The following is an 18,943-nucleotide window of genomic DNA, read 5'->3' on the forward strand; positions in this document are numbered from 1 at the left end:
CAACCCACATTTGGATCGTGGTCACAACATCTAGGATGCGGCCTGGCCATTTTTTTGCGCCCTGCAGGCTGCTTGCGGCGAGGCATAGAGCTGTGACGGCGCAGCCCAAGCCTCGTCCCCTTCCCTACGTTCGCCGGTGACCAGGGTGCGCATCTGCGATAGATAGGTCTCTATGAAAAAGGCGGTCTGCGACTCCAGCGGCGTATAAGGCCCGGGGCGATAGGCGCGCGAGGCAATCCCTTCGGCGTTGTCTTCCGTGATCTTCTTGTCCTGGACGGTCGTCACGTCCCACATCCAAGAAATCTTGTCGGCGTCCACGGCCGGATCGGCATCCTTGTCGACGAGCCAGGTCAGGATCACGTCGGTTTCGTTGGCGTTGCGCGGAATCATCTGGAACATCGTCAGATAGTCGTTGGGCGCGCTCAGGAACGAAAGCCGGCCGATCCGGAACCCGTTCTCGCCGCCGTCATACTTGCCGCGCCCGCCCATCAGGCACGAGACCGGCTGGCCATCGTCGGAAAGCGTGAGGCGGCCCGAGCCGATCGGCTTGCGATGCATGGCGTAGGGCATCGTGTCCAGGTCGCCTGGCTCCCACACGCCCTTGTGGAACTCGGCGTCGCCGATGACGCTGTGCCAGGCGTCGATCTCCTGCCTCCATTCGGCGGCGTTGTAGTCGTCGCGCATGGCGGTCACCTTCACATGGCCGTTGACGCGGAAATATTCGGGGTGGGCCGGGCGGCAGTGGTAGCATTCGAGGAAATTCTCCAGCACCAGTTTCCAGTTCGCCTTGGTCAGGTAAATCTTGCGCGCGACGATGCGCGCGTTGGCGACCCCGTTCTCGCGCAGAAGATCCGTCAGCCCGGCCGCCGCCGGTTCGATGTCAGGCAGGCTGGAGGCATCGAGGCCGCATATCACCAGACCACCCATCACCTTCGTCGGCACCTTGTGCAGTCCGAGGCTGTCGCCATCGACGCCTTCGGGCAGGTCGCGCCGGGTCTGCAACTCACCGGTCAGCCGGAAGGACCAGGCATGATAGGGACAGACCAGCAGCTTGCCGCGGCCATCCTTGACGCACAGGCGCGAGCCGCGATGGGTGCAGACATTGTAGTAGGCGGCAATATCATCCTCGCCATCGCCATGACGGGCGACGATGATCTCCTCGTCGAACAACTTACGGATGACGTAACTGCCCCTCTCCGGCACTTCGCTCAAATGGGCGACGATGACCCATTGGCGAGGGAACCACAATTCGCGCTCGAGCGCGAAAATGTCCGGGTCGAGGTAGAAGGCCTGCTGCAGCGACCAGTCCTTGCGATGCTCGTCAATCAGCCTGACCACGCGCGCGCGATCGAGGCCGGACAACATCTTGTCGTTTGCATACATGGCGGGCTCCCCGGCTGGCTAATGCCTTTTGATCAGGGTTGCAGCGAATTGCGGCACTCATCAACCATGGATTTGGCAGGCTTCCATCTCAAAAAGTCATGGAATACTCTTATCCTCGATGAAGACGCTCAAAGCCTCGCTCCCCTTGCTCAACGCGATGGTCGCATTTGAAGCGACCGCGCGACGCGGCAACCTGACGACCGCCGCCGAGGAGCTTGCCATCGCGCAATCGGCCGTGTCGCGCCACATCGCCAATCTGGAAAAGCGGCTCGCGCTGGACCTTTTGGCCCGCAAGGGCAATCGCGTCTCGCTGACCGAAAACGGCGCCGCGCTGGCCGAGGCGATACGAGACGGGCTGGGCACGATCCGCGACGCCGTCGCGCGCCTGCAGGAGGCCGATCGCGATTCCCTCGTCATCGCCAGCGGCTACGACCTCGTCCAGGCTTGGCTGATGCCGCGCTTCGACCTTGTGACCTCGCTCGTCACGCATGGCCGTGTCACGCTGCTGACCTCAAGCAATCCCGACGATTTCGGCCGGCCGGAAGTCGGGATTTCGATACGCTTCGGACGCCCCGAGCTTTGGCCTGGCCTCGCCGCCCGCAAGCTGTTCGACGGGGAGTGGTTTCCCGTCTGCTCGCCGGGCTTCCTCGAACGGCACCCTGCTCTGGCCTCGGAGGATCCGGCATCCTTCCTCGACGTGCCGCTGCTGCATCTCGCAGCTCCCGAAGATGCGATCGACAATTGGAGATCCTGGATCGGCACTACGCGGAGCCTGCCCGGTCCGACATTCTCCAGCTATCTGTCGATGATGCATGAGGCGATAGCCGGCCGCGGCGCGGCGCTCGCCTGGGCCGGCTTCGTCGAAGAGCAGCTCAGGCTCGGGCAATTGGTGCGGTTGACCAGGACTCCGCGCCGCCATGCCGATGCGTTCTACATCGTCACCCGCAGGAAGACGACGCCGACCGAACAGATGGTGGCGCAAGCCCTGCTCGACAGCGCGACGACCCGCTGACCTGCCGCCGGTCTCATTCCGCGGCGGTGGCGAAACGCCTGGCGCCGTGGCGCGCGCTCCATGCGGGCATTGAGGCCTCGACATCTTCCTCGCTCGGGAAGGCATCGCGCGCGTAGCGGTCGACCCTGAAGCGCGCCGGATCGACCAAGCGAGGCGTGTCCAGCAGGATCTCGGTGGCCAGCCTGCCGAGGCCCGGTCCATGGCTGACGCCGGTCTCGTTGTCGCCACCCGCGACGACGATGTTCGCGTGGCCCGGCACATGCCCGACCATCAAGCCAACGTCCGGCGTGTAGCAGGGGATGCCCTGCGACCAGTTCGCGACCTGCGAGCCGCGGAGCGGCGGGAAGACTTCCTGCAGCTTGCCCATCTGGTGATCGACCATGGACTGCATCAGCTCGCGATTATGCGGCTGGCCGGGTTCGAGGTCGCTCTCCTCCAGGCGATGCATCGGCGTGTAGTGGCTGCCCGTGCCCCACATGATCGCGCCAAAGGTTTCGCGCAGCCAAAGCCGCAACTCGCGGCACTGGATGGTCGGCAGCGTCGAGGGCAGGCCTCGATCGTCGGTGACCACGCGCGTGGCCAGCACCCGCAGCAGCGGCAGGTGCCAGTCGAGGCTGGCGAGGACCTCGTTGTTCCAGGCGCCCGCCGCCACGACCACGCCATCGGCCTCGATGCTATCGCGGTCGGTTTCCAGCGTGACCTTGCCGCCGGCGTCCTCGATCTTCAGGACCCTGGTCCTGTCGCGCACGACGCCGCCGAGCTTCTTGATCTCGTTGACCAGCACGCCGAGCGCGAGCTTGGTGTCGAGCTGGATGCCATGCGGGTTGTAGGCGCCGGAATGAACTTTCGCCGGATCGACCAGCCCGCCCATCTTCTCGCCGATCTGCGCGGCGTTCAGATCCTGCATCTCCTTCGGCGCATAGGGTGAGCGGAGCACCGGCATGACGAAATCCTCGCGCCCCTGCGGCGTGAGCGCCATGATCAGCGTGCCGTTCGGCCGGTAGCCGATCTCGGTACCCAGTTCATGCAGCATGCGGTAGAAGTCGAGGCCGTATTGCTGCAGGCGAAGGCCTTCTTCGCCGGCCGGGATCATGCCGGCCGACCAATGCGAGACGAAGCCAGCGCCGGCGCTGGTCGTTGCCGCGCCCGGCTCGGTTGCCTCCACGAGCGTCACGTTCTTCACACCCGACTTCAGCAGATGGTAGGCGGTGGAGCAGCCGATGATGCCGCCGCCCACGACCACGATATGCTTGCTGTTGCTTGCTGCCGGCATTTCTCTTCCTCCTTAGATCTTCGCGGTCGAAGAACCGCCAACATAGGTGTCAAGCCACCAGACGATGCGGGCGGCGGTGTCGATATATTCCGGATAGCCGCGCAGGCTATGGCCGGCGCTCGGATAGGTCGCGAGCGCGCTTGGCGAACCCGAGCGCAAGGCCGCGAAATGGCACTCCAGCGCCTGGCCGGGCGGCGTGCTCTTGTCGATGCCGCCGGCCATGACCAGCGTCGGGACCTTGCTGAGCTGCCGGTAAAAGGCGGGGCTGCGGGTAAAATAGGCGCCGCCTTCTTCCCATGGCGAGGATTCCAGCATCAGCGCGTCGAATTCCGGTATCTGCGTCGTGCGATGTTGGCTGTACCAGTCGCCGACGGGCGAGATCGGAATGGCGGCGGCGAAGCGGCCGCTGCGCGTCGGCAGCCATGCGGACATGAAGCCGCCATAGCTGGTGCCGGTGACGGCGACGCGATCCGGGTCGACCAGGCCTTTCTCCACCAGGGCATCTATGCCGCTCAAAATGTCGTCGGCATCGGCGCCGCCCATGTCGCCCTGCACGGCGCGGGCGAAGGCTTCCCCGCGTCCCGTGCTGCCCCTGGGGTTGGGAAAGAAAATCGTCCAGCCGCGCGAGACGAGCAGTGGAGCGGAACGCGTTCGCGCCATCCAGCGGTTGCGATGGGACGAGATCGGCCCGCCATGGATATCGACCAGCAGCGGCGTCGGCCCGGCTGCCGCCAGCGGGCGGACAAGCCAGCCCTGGATTTCGAGTCCGTCGCGGGCACGCCAGGAAAACGGCTCGGCCTTGCCGCGGCCGGCCATTGCGGATTGCGCATCAGACGCCATGAGCGACGCGATTTCGCGCAGTCCGCCGTCGGCGACTTCGGCCAGGAATGGAGCCCGGTCATAAGCCTCCGCGATGAAGAGTGAGCCCGCGGCCCCGACCGGCACGCTGGAGGGCGCCCACTCGCCGCAGGTCAATTCGGTCGACGACCAGCGTTCGGTCACCCCTGCGCTGGAGACATCGCAATCGGCCAGCACCGTCTCGTGGCCACGGATGCCCGCCATATGCAAGCTGGAGGCGGAGCGCCATTCGATCGAGGTGACGTCGATCGAATTGGTCGGCACGACTGCAACCTCGCCGCTGAACGGATCTAGGATCGACAGCTGCCCGGCAACAAGGCCGCGATCGCTGCAGAAGGCCTGGATGAAGGCGATGCGGGCGCCGTCGGGCGAGCCGCGAGGAACGCCGATCTGGTCGCGCGGCGTGTGAAGAAGGGCGGCCGATCCCGACTTCGCGTCGATCAGCGAAAGCTTCGCCGCATACCAGCTGCCCTCGCCATGGTCATCGCTGGTCACGGCGGCGATCTTGTCGGCGCCGCACCAGCTCGCTTCCCAGACATTGAGCGGCGCCGACGTGAGCGGCGCAGGTTCGGCCTTCATATCCCAGAGCCAAACCCGGCGCCAAAGGTCCTCACCTTCGCCCCAACCGACTTCGGGCAGCCATGCGGGGGCATCCGTCTTCTGCTTCTGCGCGTAGCTACCGTGAATTCCAGCCAGATCCGCGCCGACGCCGGCAACGACGAGCAGCAACCTTTGGCCATCGGGCGCCCAGTCCATCAGCTCGATCCGGCCGGGCACATCCGCCACCGCGGTGCCTTCGCCGCCAGACCAGATCTCGATGCGGTCGACGCCCGCCTCTCCACCGGCGTAGGCGACCGCCAGGCTCTCTCCGTCCGGCGCAGGACTGATTTGCCTGGTCTCCGCATCATTGAGCCGTTGAGGCGAGTGATCGCCGCGCCGCATTTGATAGAGACGGCTGACCGGCGGGCTATCGAGGCCGCCCTCGAAGCTCTGGCCGATGAAAAACATCGCATCGCTGGAGGCGTGACCGCAAAGAGAGCGAGCCGCGAAGACGTGCCCGTCCAGCCCGAAGAGGGCGGCGTACAAACCCGCTGCCTCGGCGAATTCCGCGGCGGAGCGGAAATCCCCGGACATCCGGCCGGCAATCGGCGCGATCATCGATCCGGAGTTCCGCACGCTGCTCATCTCGACTTCCCGACACCGCGCTCAACCTGGCGCTATCGCCACGGCAAGCTCACGGACCCAACCATAACGGCAGTCGGAGCATTGTCTAGACACCGGTGTACATTAGATTGGGCCAAGGGCCTTGACGGCCCGATGGGCGGTTGACCCGCCATGATTGGAACGCGCAGATTTCGAAGCGACGTAACAACCGGACAAAGACGCGATGAACCTTGACGACAAAGTCCAGTCGATCCTGAAGAGCGAAGTCATCTGGGATGCGCATTCCGGCTTCATGCCCGACCCGGCCGCGGACCTGAACAATCTGCGGATCTGGCGCGACGCAGGCGTCGACTATCTTTCCATCGATGTCGGCTTCGATCTCCTGCCCTGGGAAAAGACAGTCGCCACGCTTGCCTGTTTCCGGCACTGGATCCTGGCGCGTCCGGCCGACTACGCGCTCGTCTCGTCGGCCGACGAAGTCCTCGCCGCGAAGGCGCAAGGCAAGCTGGCGGTCACTTTCGACATCGAAGGCATGAATGCGCTGAACGGCCGGGTCGAAATGGTCGAGTTCTACCATCGCCTCGGCGTGCGACAGATGCTGTTCGCCTACAACCGCAACAATCTCGCCGGCGGCGGGTGCCACGATGAGGACACAGGTCTGACCGCATTCGGCCGGCAGGTAATCGACGAAATGAACCGCCTCGGCATGTTCGTGGACGTGACCCATACGGGCTATCGCACCACGATGGACGTGATGGAATATACGGACCGGCCGGTGATCTTCTCGCACTCCAACCCGAAGGCGCTGTGCGCTCACGGGCGCAACATCACCGATGACCAGATCAAGGCTTGCGCCCGTACCGGCGGCATCATTGGCGTCGTGGGCCTCAACCGCTTCCTCGGCGAGGGCCGCACCGATTCTGAGCGGCTGGCCGACCACGTCGAATATCTGATCGACCTTGCCGGCCCGCGCCATGTCGGCATCGGGCTCGACTATGCTTTCCCGGTCGAGGTCGAAGGCATCGAGGACATCATCTCCAGCAATCCGCATTTCTGGCCGAAGAACGAATATCCCGAAGGCAAGACGACCTATTCGAGCCCGGGCCAGACGAAGGAGCTTATCGAGGTGCTGCTGCGCCGCGGCCATCCGGAACGCACTGTTCGCGACGTCATGGGCGGCAACTTCATGCGGCTGGCGCGCGAGATCTGGAAATAGCCGATCGAAATGGCAATCGCGTCGGTCGCGGATAAAACGCGTCCGGTCCGACGGCACAGGATGCATTTTTTTCACTAGACATATGTGTATAGCCGGGGCAGGCTGATCGAAACGGGGGCCTTTGGAAGGATCTCCCGAAGCCGGGCCGATGCCGGCGGACAAAATAAATCAAGAGGGGCAGAGCATGATCGAAACCGCAAACATCAACATGACGCGCCGCGGCGTGCTGGCCGGCGTCGGTGCGCTAAGCCTTGCCTCGCTGATCTATTCGACGAAACGCTCGCAAGCGACGGGTTCCATCCTCAAGGTGCGCTCATACGGCGATATCCAGACGCTGGATCCGGCCTTTCGCCTGGCCGCGCCCGAAGGCGACATCACCAACGTCATTTTCGCCGGCCTGGTTGTCGCCACACCCGGTGACAGCTGGGGCTGGAAGCCGATGGCGGTGGAGAAGATCGACCAGCTCGACCCACTCACGATCGCCTTCAAGCTGCGCGACAATATCGGCTTCACCGACGGTTTCGGTCAGCTGACCGCAGAGGACGTGAAGTTCTCGATCGAGCGCCTCGCCGATCCCGCCAACAAGTCCCCTTATGCGGGCGACTGGGCGACGCTCAAGGAAGTCGAGGTCAAGGACAAGCTTTCGGGCATCATCCATCTGAACAAGGCGTTCGCGCCGTTGTGGACCTCGACCTTGCCGACGCCGTCGAGCACGATCCTGTCCAAGCGCGCCGTGACCGAGGCTGGCGGCAAGCTCGGCGTGAAACCCGTGGCGCAGTCAGGCCCCTATCTGCTCAAGGAATGGACGCCCAAGCAGCGCACCGTGCTCGTGCGCAACCCGGACTGGAAATACGAGCAGGGCGGCTACGACGAGATCCACGTCCATCCGATCGAGGACGAAAAGACCGCCGAGCTTGGCTATGAGGCAGGCGACCTCGACTACACCTGGACGGCCGTGTCCTCGATCAAGCGGCTGAAGGAAACGCCGCCGGCGGACACCGTCGTGGTCGAGAAGCCATCGCTGGCCTTCGTCTGGCTCGGCATGAACCAGATCGCGGCGCCCTTCGACAATCCGGACCTGCGCCGCGCCGTGCAGTATGGCGTCGACCGCAAGGCCGTGGTGGACGCGGCCTATTTCGGCGCCGCCGCCACCTCCACCGGCATCATCGCGCCCGGCCTGGTCGGCCATCGCGAGAAGAATCTCTACGAATACGATCCCGACAAGGCTCGCGAGCTGGTCAACAAGGCCGGCGCCAGCGGCGTCACCGTCACGCTCGACATCCTCAACAAGGCGGAACGCCTGTCGGCGGCGCAGGTCGTGCAGGCGAACCTGCAGGACATCGGCATCAACGTCGAAATCAAGCAGAATGACAGCGGCACGTTCTGGACGCTGGGGTCGAAGCAAAACCCTTATTACAAGAAGCTCCAGATGGTGCTGTCGCGCTTCTCGATGCAGCCTGATCCGAGCTGGGCGACGGAGTGGTACACGACCAGCCAGATCGGTGAGTGGAATTGGGAGCAGTTCAGCAACGCTGAATTCGACAAGCTGGTCACCGAAGGCAAGATCGAGCTCGACCCGGCCAAGCGCGACGTCATGTACAAGAAGATGCAGGACCTGATGGAGGAGAGCGGCTGCTACGTCTTCCTCACCCATGAAGTCACCGGCGTGATGTACCGCAAGAGCGTTGCCGCCGGGCTCAAGCCGAATGGCGAGCCTTGCTTCGCGGACTTCAAACCTGCCTGACGTGATGGACAACGGCACGGCATGGGGCGGAATGGCCGGCTCCTGAGATGCTCCGCTATGCGCTGAAACGGCTGGGCCTGGGCATCATCATCGTGAGCGTCGCGATGGTGATGCTGTTCGCCATGATCTATGTGATCCCGGGCGACCCGGCATCCGTGGCGCTCGGACCGCGCGCCACGCCCGAGATGGTTCAGGCGTTGCGCAGCCGCATGGGGCTGGACCAGCCGATCTGGATCCAGTTCCTCCGGTTCTATTTGTCCGCGTTGCGCGGCGACCTCGGCACCGAGGTGCTGTCCGGGCGGCCGGTGCTGGACGTCGTGTTCGAGCAGTTGCCGTACACACTGGCGCTGATCGCGGGCGCGATCTCATGGTCGGTGCTGCTCGGCATTCCGCTGGGCTGCATCGCGGCGGTGCGGCGCGGCGGCTTCGTCGACCGCGTCATCGGCATCCTGTCGGTCGCGGTCATCGCGGTGCCATCCTTCGTCATCGCGATCTATTCCCTGCTGATCTTCGCCGTGGCCCTGCAGTGGCTGCCGGCCATCGGCGCCGGCGAGCCAGGCAATCTCGCCAGCCAGCTGAAGCACCTTGCCCTGCCCTCGCTCGCAATCGGCGTCGGCTGGGTCGGCTACATCGCGCGCATGGTGCGCGCTTCCATGCTGGAAACGCTGGAAGCCAGCCACATCCGCACCGCGCGCGCTTTCGGCCTGACGGATCGGCGCATCACCTATTCCTATGCCTTGCGTATCGCCATCCTGCCGACCGTCACGCTGCTCGGCGTCGGCATCGGCAATATGGTGTCTTCGGCCGTCTTCGCCGAGATCGTCTTCGCCCGCCCCGGCATCGGCAAGCTGGTCTACGAGGCGATCTCGGTACGCAATTATCCGGTCGTCACCGGCGCCGTTCTGGTGACGACCGTTTTCTTCGTCGTCGTGAACGCTCTCGCCGACATCCTCATTGGTGCGTTGGACCCTCGTGTCAGAACAAGTCTTAATTGACCGGCCATCACGGCAGCGCGTCGCCAAGATCGGCCGCGTGCTTCGGCGCATCGTTCGCGAGCCGCTCGGCGCGTTCGGTCTCACCCTGGTCGTGATCGTCGTTCTCTCGGCTCTCTTCGCCGACGTGCTCAGCAGCTACCCACCGACGAAACTCGCCCCGGCCGAGCGCTTCGCGCCCGCAAGCCTGCATCACCTGCTCGGCACGGACCATCTGGGGCGCGATCTGTTCTCGCGCGTGCTCCATGGCGGCCGCATCGCGCTGGCCATTGCGCTTGGCGCGACCGGACTGTCGCTCATCGGCGGCATCGCGCTTGGGCTCATCGCAGGCTACGGGCCGCGCTGGCTCGACAATCTGATGCTCCTGCTCTTCGATGCCATCAAGAGCTTCCCGACCGTGATGCTGGCGCTTACGCTGGTCACGCTGACCGGACCTTCGCTGCTTGCGGTGCTGATCGTGGTCGTGCTGGTCAACGTGCCCGGCTATGCCCGCATCATCAGGACACAGACGCTCGTGCTGAAGTCCGCCGAACATGTGATGGCGGCGCGCTCGATGGGCGCAAGCACCGCGCGCATTCTCACCGTCCACATATTGCCCAACGTTATCGGCCCCATCCTCATCCTCGCGTCGATGGACATCCCGGTCGTCGTGGCGATCGAGGCCGGTCTGAGCTTCCTCGGCCTCGGCGTCAGACCGCCTCTGCCAAGCTGGGGCGCGATCCTGAACGACGGCTTCGTCAACATCCGCGATTCATACTGGATCTTGGTCGCGGGCGGCCTGCCGATCATCCTCACAACGCTCGGCTTCACCTTCCTCGGCGAGACCCTGCGCGACGTTTTCGACCCCCGGCTGAAGAGGCGCGGATGACCGTCCTCGACGTCAAGGACCTCAGCGTCGACTTCGCCACCGAAGCCGGCACGTTGCAGGCGCTGCGCAAGGTGAGCCTGGAGGTGCCGACGAACCGGATCGTCGGCGTCGTCGGCGAGTCGGGTTGCGGAAAATCGACATTGATCAACGCCATTCTCGGCCTGCTCGCAGACAACGGCAGGGTCACGTCGGGCCAGATTCTGTTCGAGGGCAAAAGCGATCTCGTCCGTCTCGACGACACAGGCATGCGGGCGTTGCGCGGCCAGAAGATCGCAACCGTCTTCCAGGACCCGATGGGGGCGCTGAACCCGGTGCTTTCCGTGGGCAAGCAGATGCGCGACATCCAGTACCGCTCCGGACTGTCGCGCAAGGCGAAGGACGCGCTCTCCATCGCGATGCTGCGCAAGGTCCGGATTCCCGATCCTGAGCGCCGGCTGGCGCAGTTTCCGCACGAATTCTCGGGCGGCATGAAGCAGCGCATCGCGATCGCCATGGCGCTGCTGATGCAACCTTCGCTGCTGATCGCCGACGAGCCGACAACGGCTCTCGACGCCACGCTCGAAGTCGCCATCATCGAGTTGCTCAAGGACCTGCAGAAGCAGATCGGCTGCTCCGTGCTGTTCATCTCGCATCATCTCGGCGTCATCGCGGAACTGTGCGACGAGATGATCGTCATGTATGCCGGCGAAGTGGTCGAACGCGGCTCGACCCGCGACATCTTCCACAACCCGCGACATCCCTACACGAAGAAGCTGCTCGCCTGCGATCCGGCAAGGCTCTCGCGGCGCGAGCCGCGGCTGCCCACCATTCCCGGCACGCTGCCGGACCTGCGTAACCGCCCCAAGGGTTGCGTTTTCCAGGCACGCTGCGAGCTCGCGGACGATGTCTGCTCCGCGATGCCGCCCGATACCGCGCTGAGCGCGTCGCACATCGCGCGATGCTGGCACACCGATGAAACGGCCGGAGCGGCCGCATGACGACAGAACCTCTGCTTTCCGTTTCCGATCTTCGCGTGCGCTTCCGCGTCGGCGGCATGATGAGCGCGTTGGCCGGCCGGCGGACGGAGATCGAGGCCGTCGCCGGTGTCGGCTTCACGCTGGAGCGCGGCCAGACGCTTGCGCTGGTCGGCGAGTCCGGATCGGGCAAGACCACGCTCGCGCGCGCCGTGAACGGCCTGCAGGCGGTGGCTGGCGGTTCGGTCCGCTTCGAGGGCCGAGAGCTGAACGAGCTGACCAAGGCGGAATGGAAGCCGCTGCGCCGCAAGATGTCGATGATGTTCCAGGACCCGGTCGGCTCGCTGTCGCCGCGCCTCAGCGTCCGTTCGCTGCTGGCGGAGCCGTTCGCCATCCACGGCCTGTCCGGCCGCAGCCTCGAAGCCGAGGTGGAGCGCCTGCTCGCCCTGGTCGGGCTTCCGCGCGATTTCGCCGAGCGCTATCCGCACCAGCTCTCCGGCGGCCAGGCGCGCCGGGTCGGCGTCGCAAGGGCCGTCGCGCTCGACCCGGTGCTGATCATCGCCGACGAACCGACAGCCGGGCTCGACGTATCGATCCAGGGCGAGGTGCTCAACCTGCTCAACGACCTGCGCGACCGCATGGGCCTGTCGATGCTCATCATCACGCACAATCTGCACGTCGTGCGCCAGATCGCCGACCGGATGGCGGTGATGTATCTCGGGCGCTTTGTCGAGGAAGGCGAGACCGAGGCGATTTTCCGGGCGCCGCATCATCCCTACACGGCCGCGCTGCTGTCCGCGAACCCCGAGCCCGATCCCGACAAGGTGCATAACCGCATCGCGCTGCCGGCCGAAGTACCGTCACTGCTCGACAGGCCTTCGGGCTGTGAGTTCCACACACGCTGCCCGTTCGCGCAAGACATCTGCACAACGCAGGCGCCGACCTCGTCCGCAGTCGGCTCGAGCCGGCTCACCTGTCACTTCCCGCTCAATGCCGGCCCAAGCGCCGTCGAGGCAATCGCCGCAAGTTAAGAGAAGGTCCGTCCGATGAAAGACATCCGCGTGGTCACCGATTTCCCGCGCAAGGTCCGCCAGATCGAAAACTTGTGGATCCCGATGCCGGACGGCGTGAAGCTCGCCGCACGCATCTGGCTCCCGCAGAACGCCGAAGCCGATCCGGTGCCGGCCATCCTCGAATACCTGCCCTATCGAAAGCGCGACGGAACGGTGGAGCGCGACGCGCTCACCCATCCCTATTTCGCCGGCCACGGCTATGCCGGCGTGCGTGTCGACATGCGCGGCACCGGCGACAGCGAAGGCGTCTGCAAGGGCGAATATCTAAAGCAGGAACAGGACGATTGTCTCGTCGTCATCGAATGGCTGGCGAAGCAGCCCTGGTGCTCGGGCGCGGTCGGCATGATCGGCATCAGCTGGGGCGGCTTCAACGGACTCCAGGTCGCCGCCCGCCGCCCGCCGGCGCTGAAGGCGGTCATCTCGCTCTGCTCCACCGACGACCGTTACAACGATGACGTCCATTATCTCGGCGGCGCGCAAATGTGCGACAATCTGATATGGGGCACCACGGCCTGGGCGATCGCCATGACGCCTCCCGACCCGCTGATCGTCGGCGACCGCTGGCGCGAGATGTGGGAGGGTCGCCTCGACGGCAACGGCATCTGGATGCAGGACTGGTTCGAGCACCAGCGCCGCGACGACTTCTACAAGCACGGCTCGATCTGCGAGGATTATTCCGACGTCGAAATCCCGGTCTACGCCGTCGGCGGTTGGGCGGACGGTTATCCGAACCCGATCTTCCGCATGCTTGAAAGCTTGCCGGGTGTCCGCAAGGGACTGATCGGCCCGTGGGGCCACAAATACCCGCACTTCGCCATGCCGGGCCCGCGCATGGGCTTCCTCCAGGAATGCCTGCGCTGGTGGGACCAGTATCTCAAGGGCATCGACACCGGCATCGCCGACGAACCCATGCTGCGCGCCTGGATGCAGGAGCCGGCGCCGCCGGCCGCCATCTATGAGGAGCGCCCAGGCCGCTGGGTTGCCGAGCCGTCATGGCCGGGACCCGGCATCGGCGAGCGCGCGCTCGCCTTGTCACCCGGCCGTCTTGCCGAGGGCGCGGGCAGCGACGACGTGCTGACGATCCGCTCGCCCTCGACGGCGGGGCTCTCGTCCGGCGCGTGGTGCGGCTACGGCGTCCTGCCGACCTTGCCGGTCGACCAGCGCATGGAAGCCGGCAACGCGCTCGTCTTCGAAACCGATCCTCTCGAGGAAGCCGTGGAGATCCTCGGCTTCCCGGAATTCGAGGTGAAGCTCGCCTCGGACAAGCCGGTCGCGCTGATCTCGGCCACGCTGTCGCTCGTGCTTGAAGACGGCGCGGCCTCGCGCGTCAGCTACGGCATCCTCAACCTCACGCATCGGCATGGCGATCTCGAATTGGCACCGATGACGCCAGGCAAGGCCGAAACGGTGCGCTTCAAATTGCGCTGCTGCGGCCAGCGCTTCGAGAAGGGCCAGCGCATCCGGCTTGCCGTTGCAACGGCGCATTGGCCGATCGTCTTTCCGGGACCGGAGAAGGCGACGCTGTCGATCCATTGCGCCGGCAGCAGGCTATTCCTGCCGGTGCGCAAGCCGCAGCCGCTCGACAAGACACTCCCGGAATTCGAGGGACCGGAAAGCGCCACGCCGATGGCGCAGGAAGCGATCAAGGCGGGCGAGCCTTTCCGGCGCGAGGTGACCACGGACCAGATCACCGGCGAGACGAGCTATTCGGTCGTCATCGACGCCGGAACGGTGCGCCATCCACACACCGGCATGACCCTGTCGCAGAGACAGACCGAGATCTTCGTCGTCTATCCGGACGATCCGAACTCGGCGCGCGGGACCGTGACGTGGGACAAGACCTATTCGCGCGGCGACTGGAGCGCCGGCGTTTCGGTCTCCGCCACGGTGCGCGCGCTGCACGATGTCTGGCGCATGGAAACGCATCTCATCGCACGCGCCGGCGACGAGGTCGTGGTCGACCGCGAAGAGGTCAAGGAGTTTCCACGCGATCTGAATTGATGCGATCGTGGATGGCAGGACTGCTCAGCCGGGACGTCTCGGCAGTATCTTTTTGGCGAAGGACTCCACCTCTCCTTCGCGAGGAGCTTCGCCCGTGTGCGTGAGCAGGTAGGCCGGCGTCAGGAAGAGACGGTTGCTTACCGGTTCGACGATCTCGAGCGAATAATAGCCGATCTGCGTGAAGTACAGCACGCGCGCCCGCACGAACGCTTCAGTGGCTTCATAACCATGCCGTGAAAACATCGCCCGGATGGCTTCGACGCGCGCGTCGTCCTCCTCGTTCACGACCCGATGCACGTCGGCGGACTGGCGCGACCAGGCGCGCACGGCGAAGTCAAGTCGCGGATTGAAGAGCGTTTCGTCCAGCCAGCACTCGAAGACATTGAGCACGGCTTGCGTGATCGACGCGGCCGGCCGGCCGGCCTGCTCGACGATGAAACGGGTGTTGTTATTGCGCCAGTAATCCAGCAGCTGGTCGAGCAGGTCCTGGCGGCTCTTGAAGTACCAGTAGAAACTGGAACGTGAGACGTTGAGCTTCTGCCCGAGCGCCAGCACGCGCACCGCCTCCACGCCCTCGGAGATCAACGTCTCCAGCGCGAGGTTCATCCAGTCCTCGCGCGTCACTTTGGTGTTGCCGATCAGACCGGACCGCCGCACGACTTCATCAGCACTGGAATCAGAGAACATAGCGGACCGGCCAAGTTTGAACGCCGGCTAGATAGACCTGAAACCACCACGCTACAATACTTGCACTTGTTCAAGCCACTCCCAAAGATACGGGGCAAGGCCCCGGTCGACGTGGAGACGCGCCCGATGGGGGTTCCCGAACCGGTAGAAGAGAACGCCGACGCCGGCAAAAAGGATCGAAGCCGAGCGGCTTGCCGCTCCGGGATCGAGCGCGGTGCCCCTGGCGATCAGGCGATCCAGGTTCGGCCCCTCGATCTCGAAGACATGCAGTCCGGCATCCATGACCGTCACCGCGAAACCGGCCGCGTGCCAGCCGGCCGCAATGGGGAACGGCTGCTCCGCGACCGCAAGAACACGGTCGCGCGCGATCCGCACCATGTATCTGTCGCCACTGGCAATTGCGCCGGCGCCGACGCCCTCGCCAGCAAGCCCCGAAGCCTTCGACCAGGCGGCGAGGTCGCCGCTGACCAGAAGCTGGTTCAGCCCGCCAAGCGTTCGCATGCCGACGCTGCCTTTGCTGAGCGTAGCGGTGGACCAATCCGGCGCCGCCGGCCACTTTTCGGCAAGGTTACGCATGGAGCCGGCTCCCTTCCGGATCGAAGGCGCAAGGCGCGACGATCGTCGCCTGCCGCACGACACCCAGATGTTGAACGTCGATCGTTTCGCCGTGCCGCGCCGCGCCCCGTTCGATGAGCGCCAGGGCGACAGGGCGTCCCAGGGTCGGGCTTTGATAGCTGGAGGTGACGAAACCGATGCTCCTGAGGCGCCCGTCGCGCTTCTCCACGCCATGCGCGCCGGTCGCAAGCGGCGCCTCGCCTTTGCGCAGCGCAAGGCCGACAAGCTGGTTGCGGTCCATGCCGTTGCCGGCTTCGGTGAAAAGCGAGCGCCGGCCGACGAACTCGTTGGCGCGCTTGGTCCGCGGTCCGGCGACGCCGAGATCGTGCGGCATGGTGGTTCCGTCCGTGTCCTTGCCGATGACGATGTACCCCTTCTCGGCGCGCAGGATCATCAGCGATTCAAGTCCCAGCAGAACGGCGTCGAAGGCGCGGCCCTCCTGCTGCATCCTCGCCCACAGCGCCTCCGCCCGGTCGGCGCGGATGGAGATCTCGTAGCTGCGGTCGCCGGTGAAGGAGACCCTGGCGATGCGCACCTCGTCGCCGGCAAAGCGGCCGGCGGCGACGGCCATATGCGGCAGGCTGGCATCGTCAAGTGCTACACCCAGATCGAGCGCCTCCACGACCTGGCGCGCATTCGGACCCGAAACGGTCAAGGTGGCGTAGTGCGCGGTGGCATTGTGGATATAGAGCGCGTCGCGGCCGAAGCGGTCCTGCCGCCATTCCTCGAGGCGCGCGTGGACCGCGGTGACATGCGAGGACGAGCAGGACACGATGAAGCGATGCTCGTCCAGGCGGACCAGGACGCCGTCATCGAAGACGACGCCATTTTCCGACAGCATGAAGCCATAGCGGCAATGGCCCGGCTTCAGGGTCGACATGGTGTTGTAATAGATGAAGTCGACGAACTCGGCCGCGCGCGGGCCGATCACCTCGATCTTGCCCAGCGTCGAACCGTCGAAGAGCGCTACGGATTGCCGGGCTCGCCGCGCCTCCTCCTGGATCGAGGCGCCGGCTTCACCGCCGCCATAATAGGCAGGCCTCAGCCAGCCGCCATATTCCTGGAACACCCCGCCGGCGGCGCGATGGTTTGCCTCCAGCGGCAGACGGCGGACCGGAGCGTGCATGCTGCCCCGGCGCGCTCCCGCAAGGCTGGCGAAGGGGACAGGCGTGAATGGCGGCCGGTAGGTCGTGGTGCCGACTTCCGCGATGCCGCGCCCGGTGATGTCAGCCAGCAGCGCAAGACCGTTCAGGTTCGAGGTCTTGCCCTGGTCAGTCGCCATGCCGAGCGTGGTGTAGCGCTTCAGGTGCTCGACGGAGACGAAGTTCTCCCGCGCCGCGAGCTCGACATCCTTTGCGGTGACGTCGCTCTGATAGTCGATCCAGACGCGACCCTTTGCCTTGGGTTTCGGCCACAGGCCGGCGACGCCGAGCGATGCTTCCGCCCCGGTGCCGCGAGGCGCCGGCGTCGACGAACCGAAGTCGCCGGGAGCCGCGGCGCCGCTGGCCAAGGCATCCGAAAGCGAGACCGTGCCGGCCACGGCGCCGGCGACGCCAATCCCGTCGACGGCTTCGCCAGGGATGAAAGCCGCCAGCTGATCGCTCCAGGCGAGCTTGCCTTTCGCCTGCGAGAACAGGTGCACAGTGGGTGTCCAGCCGCCGGAGACGAGGACGCAGTCGACGCCAAGCGTCGTGCCGTCGTCCAGCAGGACTCCCTGGACGGCGTTGCGCCCGCGCGCCGCCGTGATCGTGCGCCCAGCCACGACTCGAATATCGGCTCGTCCTTGCGCGCCGCCGTCGCGCCGGCAGTCGACCACCGTCACCGAAGCGCCGGCAGCGGCGAGCGCGGAGGCAGGTTCATAGGCGCTGTCGTTGTTGGTCGCGACCACGATTTCCCGGCCGACAAGCACGCCATGCCGGCGCAGATAGCTGAGCGCCGCGTCGGCGGAGAGGATTCCCGGAAGGTCGTTGTTGGCGAACGGCACAGGCCGTTCGATCGCGCCTGTCGCCAGCACGATGCGGCGGGGCCGCACGCGCCAAAGCGTGTCCGGCCTGCCGTCGGAGTGGCGCTGGTTGAGCGCGACCAGATTGTGGTCGTAAAGGCCGAAAGCGGTCGTATCGCTGAGCACGAGCTGGCCATCGCTCTTCAGCCTCGCAACTGCGGCGTCGACCCACGCCTTGCCCTCGACGCCATCGACCTCACCGGCGCGGTGACGCAGCGACCCGCCGGGATGCGTCTTGTCGTCGACCAGGACGACCGAGTGCCCGGCCGCCGCCGCGCTGGCTGCCGCGGCAAGGCCTGCGGGCCCGGCGCCGACCACCAGGACGTCGCAATGATGGTTGATCTGGTCCGAGACCTGGCGCGGCTTCCAGTCCGGATCGACGATGCCAAGTCCGGCCATGGCTCGGATGCGCGGTTCGAACAGGTGCCAGTCCGGCCACATGAAGGTCTTGTAGTAGAAGGCGGCGGGCAGGAAGCGGGCGAAGCGATCCAGAACGGCGTTGCGGTCGGTCTCGGCCGTCGGCGAAGCGTTGGCGCTCTTGACCTTGATGCCGTCGACGGCTTGCACGGTCGTCGCGCGCGCATTCGGCACGCGGCCGATCGCGCTCTCGACATCGACCAGCGCATTGGGCTCCTCGACGCCGGAGCCCCAGATGCCGCGCGGCCTATGGTATTTGAAGCTGCGGCCGACCACAGCCTGGCCGCTCGCGAGCAAGGCGGAGGCGATCGTGTCGCCCGCGAAACCCTGCACGCGCCTGCCGTCGAAGGTGAAGCTCAACGGGCGGTCGCGGTCGATATCGCTGCCGTCGGTGGTGAGACGGGAAGCGCTCATGCGCCGTGCTCCGCTTCGCCGAGCACGGAAGAGCCCGACACCTTGTGATTGACGCTGTCGCGGCTCATCGCGAAGAACTCGCCGCATGTCGTATGCACCCAGATCTCTCGCGTCGGCCCCTTCGGATTGTCGCGCATGTGGAGATAACCGGCCCAGCGCTCCGCGGTCGCGTCGCTGCCGTCGGGCCGCAGATTGCCGGCCTCGCCGCCATAGTGGAATTCGCTTTCTTCGCGCGGCCCGCAGAACGGACAGGGAAAGAGCTGCATCTTTT

At 65.4% G+C, this 18,943-nt stretch carries 15 protein-coding genes; 8 read left to right on the top strand and 7 right to left on the bottom strand.

Annotated elements, in window-relative coordinates; translation table 11 throughout:
• Positions 1–30: 30 nt before the first annotated feature.
• On the bottom strand, positions 31–1,383 hold the full coding sequence (locus FJ424_RS14800) for an aromatic ring-hydroxylating dioxygenase subunit alpha (protein ID WP_140659189.1): 1,353 nt from the start codon (positions 1,381–1,383) through the stop codon (positions 31–33).
• Positions 1,384–1,501: 118 nt separating this feature from the next.
• Here FJ424_RS14800 and FJ424_RS14805 point away from each other — a divergent pair, with 118 nt between their 5' ends.
• On the top strand, positions 1,502–2,395 hold the full coding sequence (locus FJ424_RS14805) for a LysR family transcriptional regulator (protein WP_140659188.1): 894 nt from the start codon (positions 1,502–1,504) through the stop codon (positions 2,393–2,395).
• A 13-nt stretch (positions 2,396–2,408) separates the two neighbouring features.
• On the opposite strand, the gene FJ424_RS14810 is transcribed toward FJ424_RS14805, so the two are convergent.
• Both FJ424_RS14810 and FJ424_RS14815 read right to left on the bottom strand, forming a co-directional pair.
• Positions 2,409–3,668: an FAD-binding oxidoreductase gene (locus FJ424_RS14810; RefSeq protein WP_140659187.1), complete on the bottom strand. Its 1,260-nt coding sequence runs from the start codon at positions 3,666–3,668 to the stop codon at positions 2,409–2,411.
• A 12-nt stretch (positions 3,669–3,680) separates the two neighbouring features.
• Positions 3,681–5,711, bottom strand: a complete 2,031-nt coding sequence (locus FJ424_RS14815; RefSeq protein ID WP_140659186.1) for a prolyl oligopeptidase family serine peptidase — start codon at positions 5,709–5,711, stop codon at positions 3,681–3,683.
• Positions 5,712–5,913: 202 nt separating this feature from the next.
• Between FJ424_RS14815 and FJ424_RS14820 the strand changes: the two genes are divergently transcribed.
• From FJ424_RS14820 to FJ424_RS14850, 7 genes are all read left to right on the top strand, one after another.
• Positions 5,914–6,906, top strand: a complete 993-nt coding sequence (locus tag FJ424_RS14820; protein ID WP_140659185.1) for a membrane dipeptidase — start codon at positions 5,914–5,916, stop codon at positions 6,904–6,906.
• A gap of 184 nt (positions 6,907–7,090) precedes the next feature.
• Complete coding sequence (locus FJ424_RS14825; RefSeq protein ID WP_140659184.1) at positions 7,091–8,650, top strand: ABC transporter substrate-binding protein; 1,560 nt, start codon at positions 7,091–7,093, stop codon at positions 8,648–8,650.
• A 47-nt stretch (positions 8,651–8,697) separates the two neighbouring features.
• A complete protein-coding gene (locus FJ424_RS14830; protein WP_140643122.1) occupies positions 8,698–9,645 on the top strand; it encodes an ABC transporter permease in 948 nt (315 codons plus the stop codon).
• A 37-nt stretch (positions 9,646–9,682) separates the two neighbouring features.
• Positions 9,683–10,510, top strand: coding sequence for an ABC transporter permease (locus FJ424_RS14835; protein ID WP_246677244.1), 828 nt, complete (start codon positions 9,683–9,685; stop codon positions 10,508–10,510).
• Positions 10,507–11,487, top strand: a complete 981-nt coding sequence (locus FJ424_RS14840) for an ABC transporter ATP-binding protein (RefSeq protein WP_140659183.1) — start codon at positions 10,507–10,509, stop codon at positions 11,485–11,487. The genes FJ424_RS14835 and FJ424_RS14840 overlap by 4 nt, the downstream gene beginning before the upstream one ends.
• A complete protein-coding gene (locus FJ424_RS14845; protein WP_140659182.1) occupies positions 11,484–12,494 on the top strand; it encodes an ABC transporter ATP-binding protein in 1,011 nt (336 codons plus the stop codon). Before FJ424_RS14840 ends, FJ424_RS14845 begins: the two co-directional genes overlap by 4 nt.
• A 15-nt stretch (positions 12,495–12,509) precedes the next feature.
• Positions 12,510–14,537 carry a CocE/NonD family hydrolase gene (locus FJ424_RS14850; protein WP_140659181.1) on the top strand — a complete coding sequence of 676 codons (2,028 nt, stop codon included), beginning with the start codon at positions 12,510–12,512 and terminating at the stop codon, positions 14,535–14,537.
• Positions 14,538–14,561: 24 nt separating this feature from the next.
• On the opposite strand, the gene FJ424_RS14855 is transcribed toward FJ424_RS14850, so the two are convergent.
• From FJ424_RS14855 to FJ424_RS14870, 4 genes are read right to left on the bottom strand one after another with little or no spacing between them, the layout of a single operon-like run.
• A complete protein-coding gene (locus FJ424_RS14855; RefSeq protein WP_140659180.1) occupies positions 14,562–15,224 on the bottom strand; it encodes a TetR/AcrR family transcriptional regulator in 663 nt (220 codons plus the stop codon).
• Positions 15,225–15,275: 51 nt separating this feature from the next.
• On the bottom strand, positions 15,276–15,800 hold the full coding sequence (locus FJ424_RS14860) for a hypothetical protein (RefSeq protein WP_140659179.1): 525 nt from the start codon (positions 15,798–15,800) through the stop codon (positions 15,276–15,278).
• Positions 15,793–18,672, bottom strand: coding sequence for a sarcosine oxidase subunit alpha family protein (locus tag FJ424_RS14865; protein WP_140659178.1), 2,880 nt, complete (start codon positions 18,670–18,672; stop codon positions 15,793–15,795). The genes FJ424_RS14860 and FJ424_RS14865 overlap by 8 nt, the downstream gene beginning before the upstream one ends.
• Entirely contained in the window at positions 18,669–18,938 is a 270-nt protein-coding gene (locus tag FJ424_RS14870; protein WP_140659177.1) for a sarcosine oxidase subunit delta, read from the bottom strand. The genes FJ424_RS14865 and FJ424_RS14870 overlap by 4 nt, the downstream gene beginning before the upstream one ends.
• Positions 18,939–18,943: the final 5 nt, after the last annotated feature.

This window comes from Mesorhizobium sp. B3-1-8 (genome assembly GCF_006439495.1).
GTDB lineage: Bacteria > Pseudomonadota > Alphaproteobacteria > Rhizobiales > Rhizobiaceae > Mesorhizobium.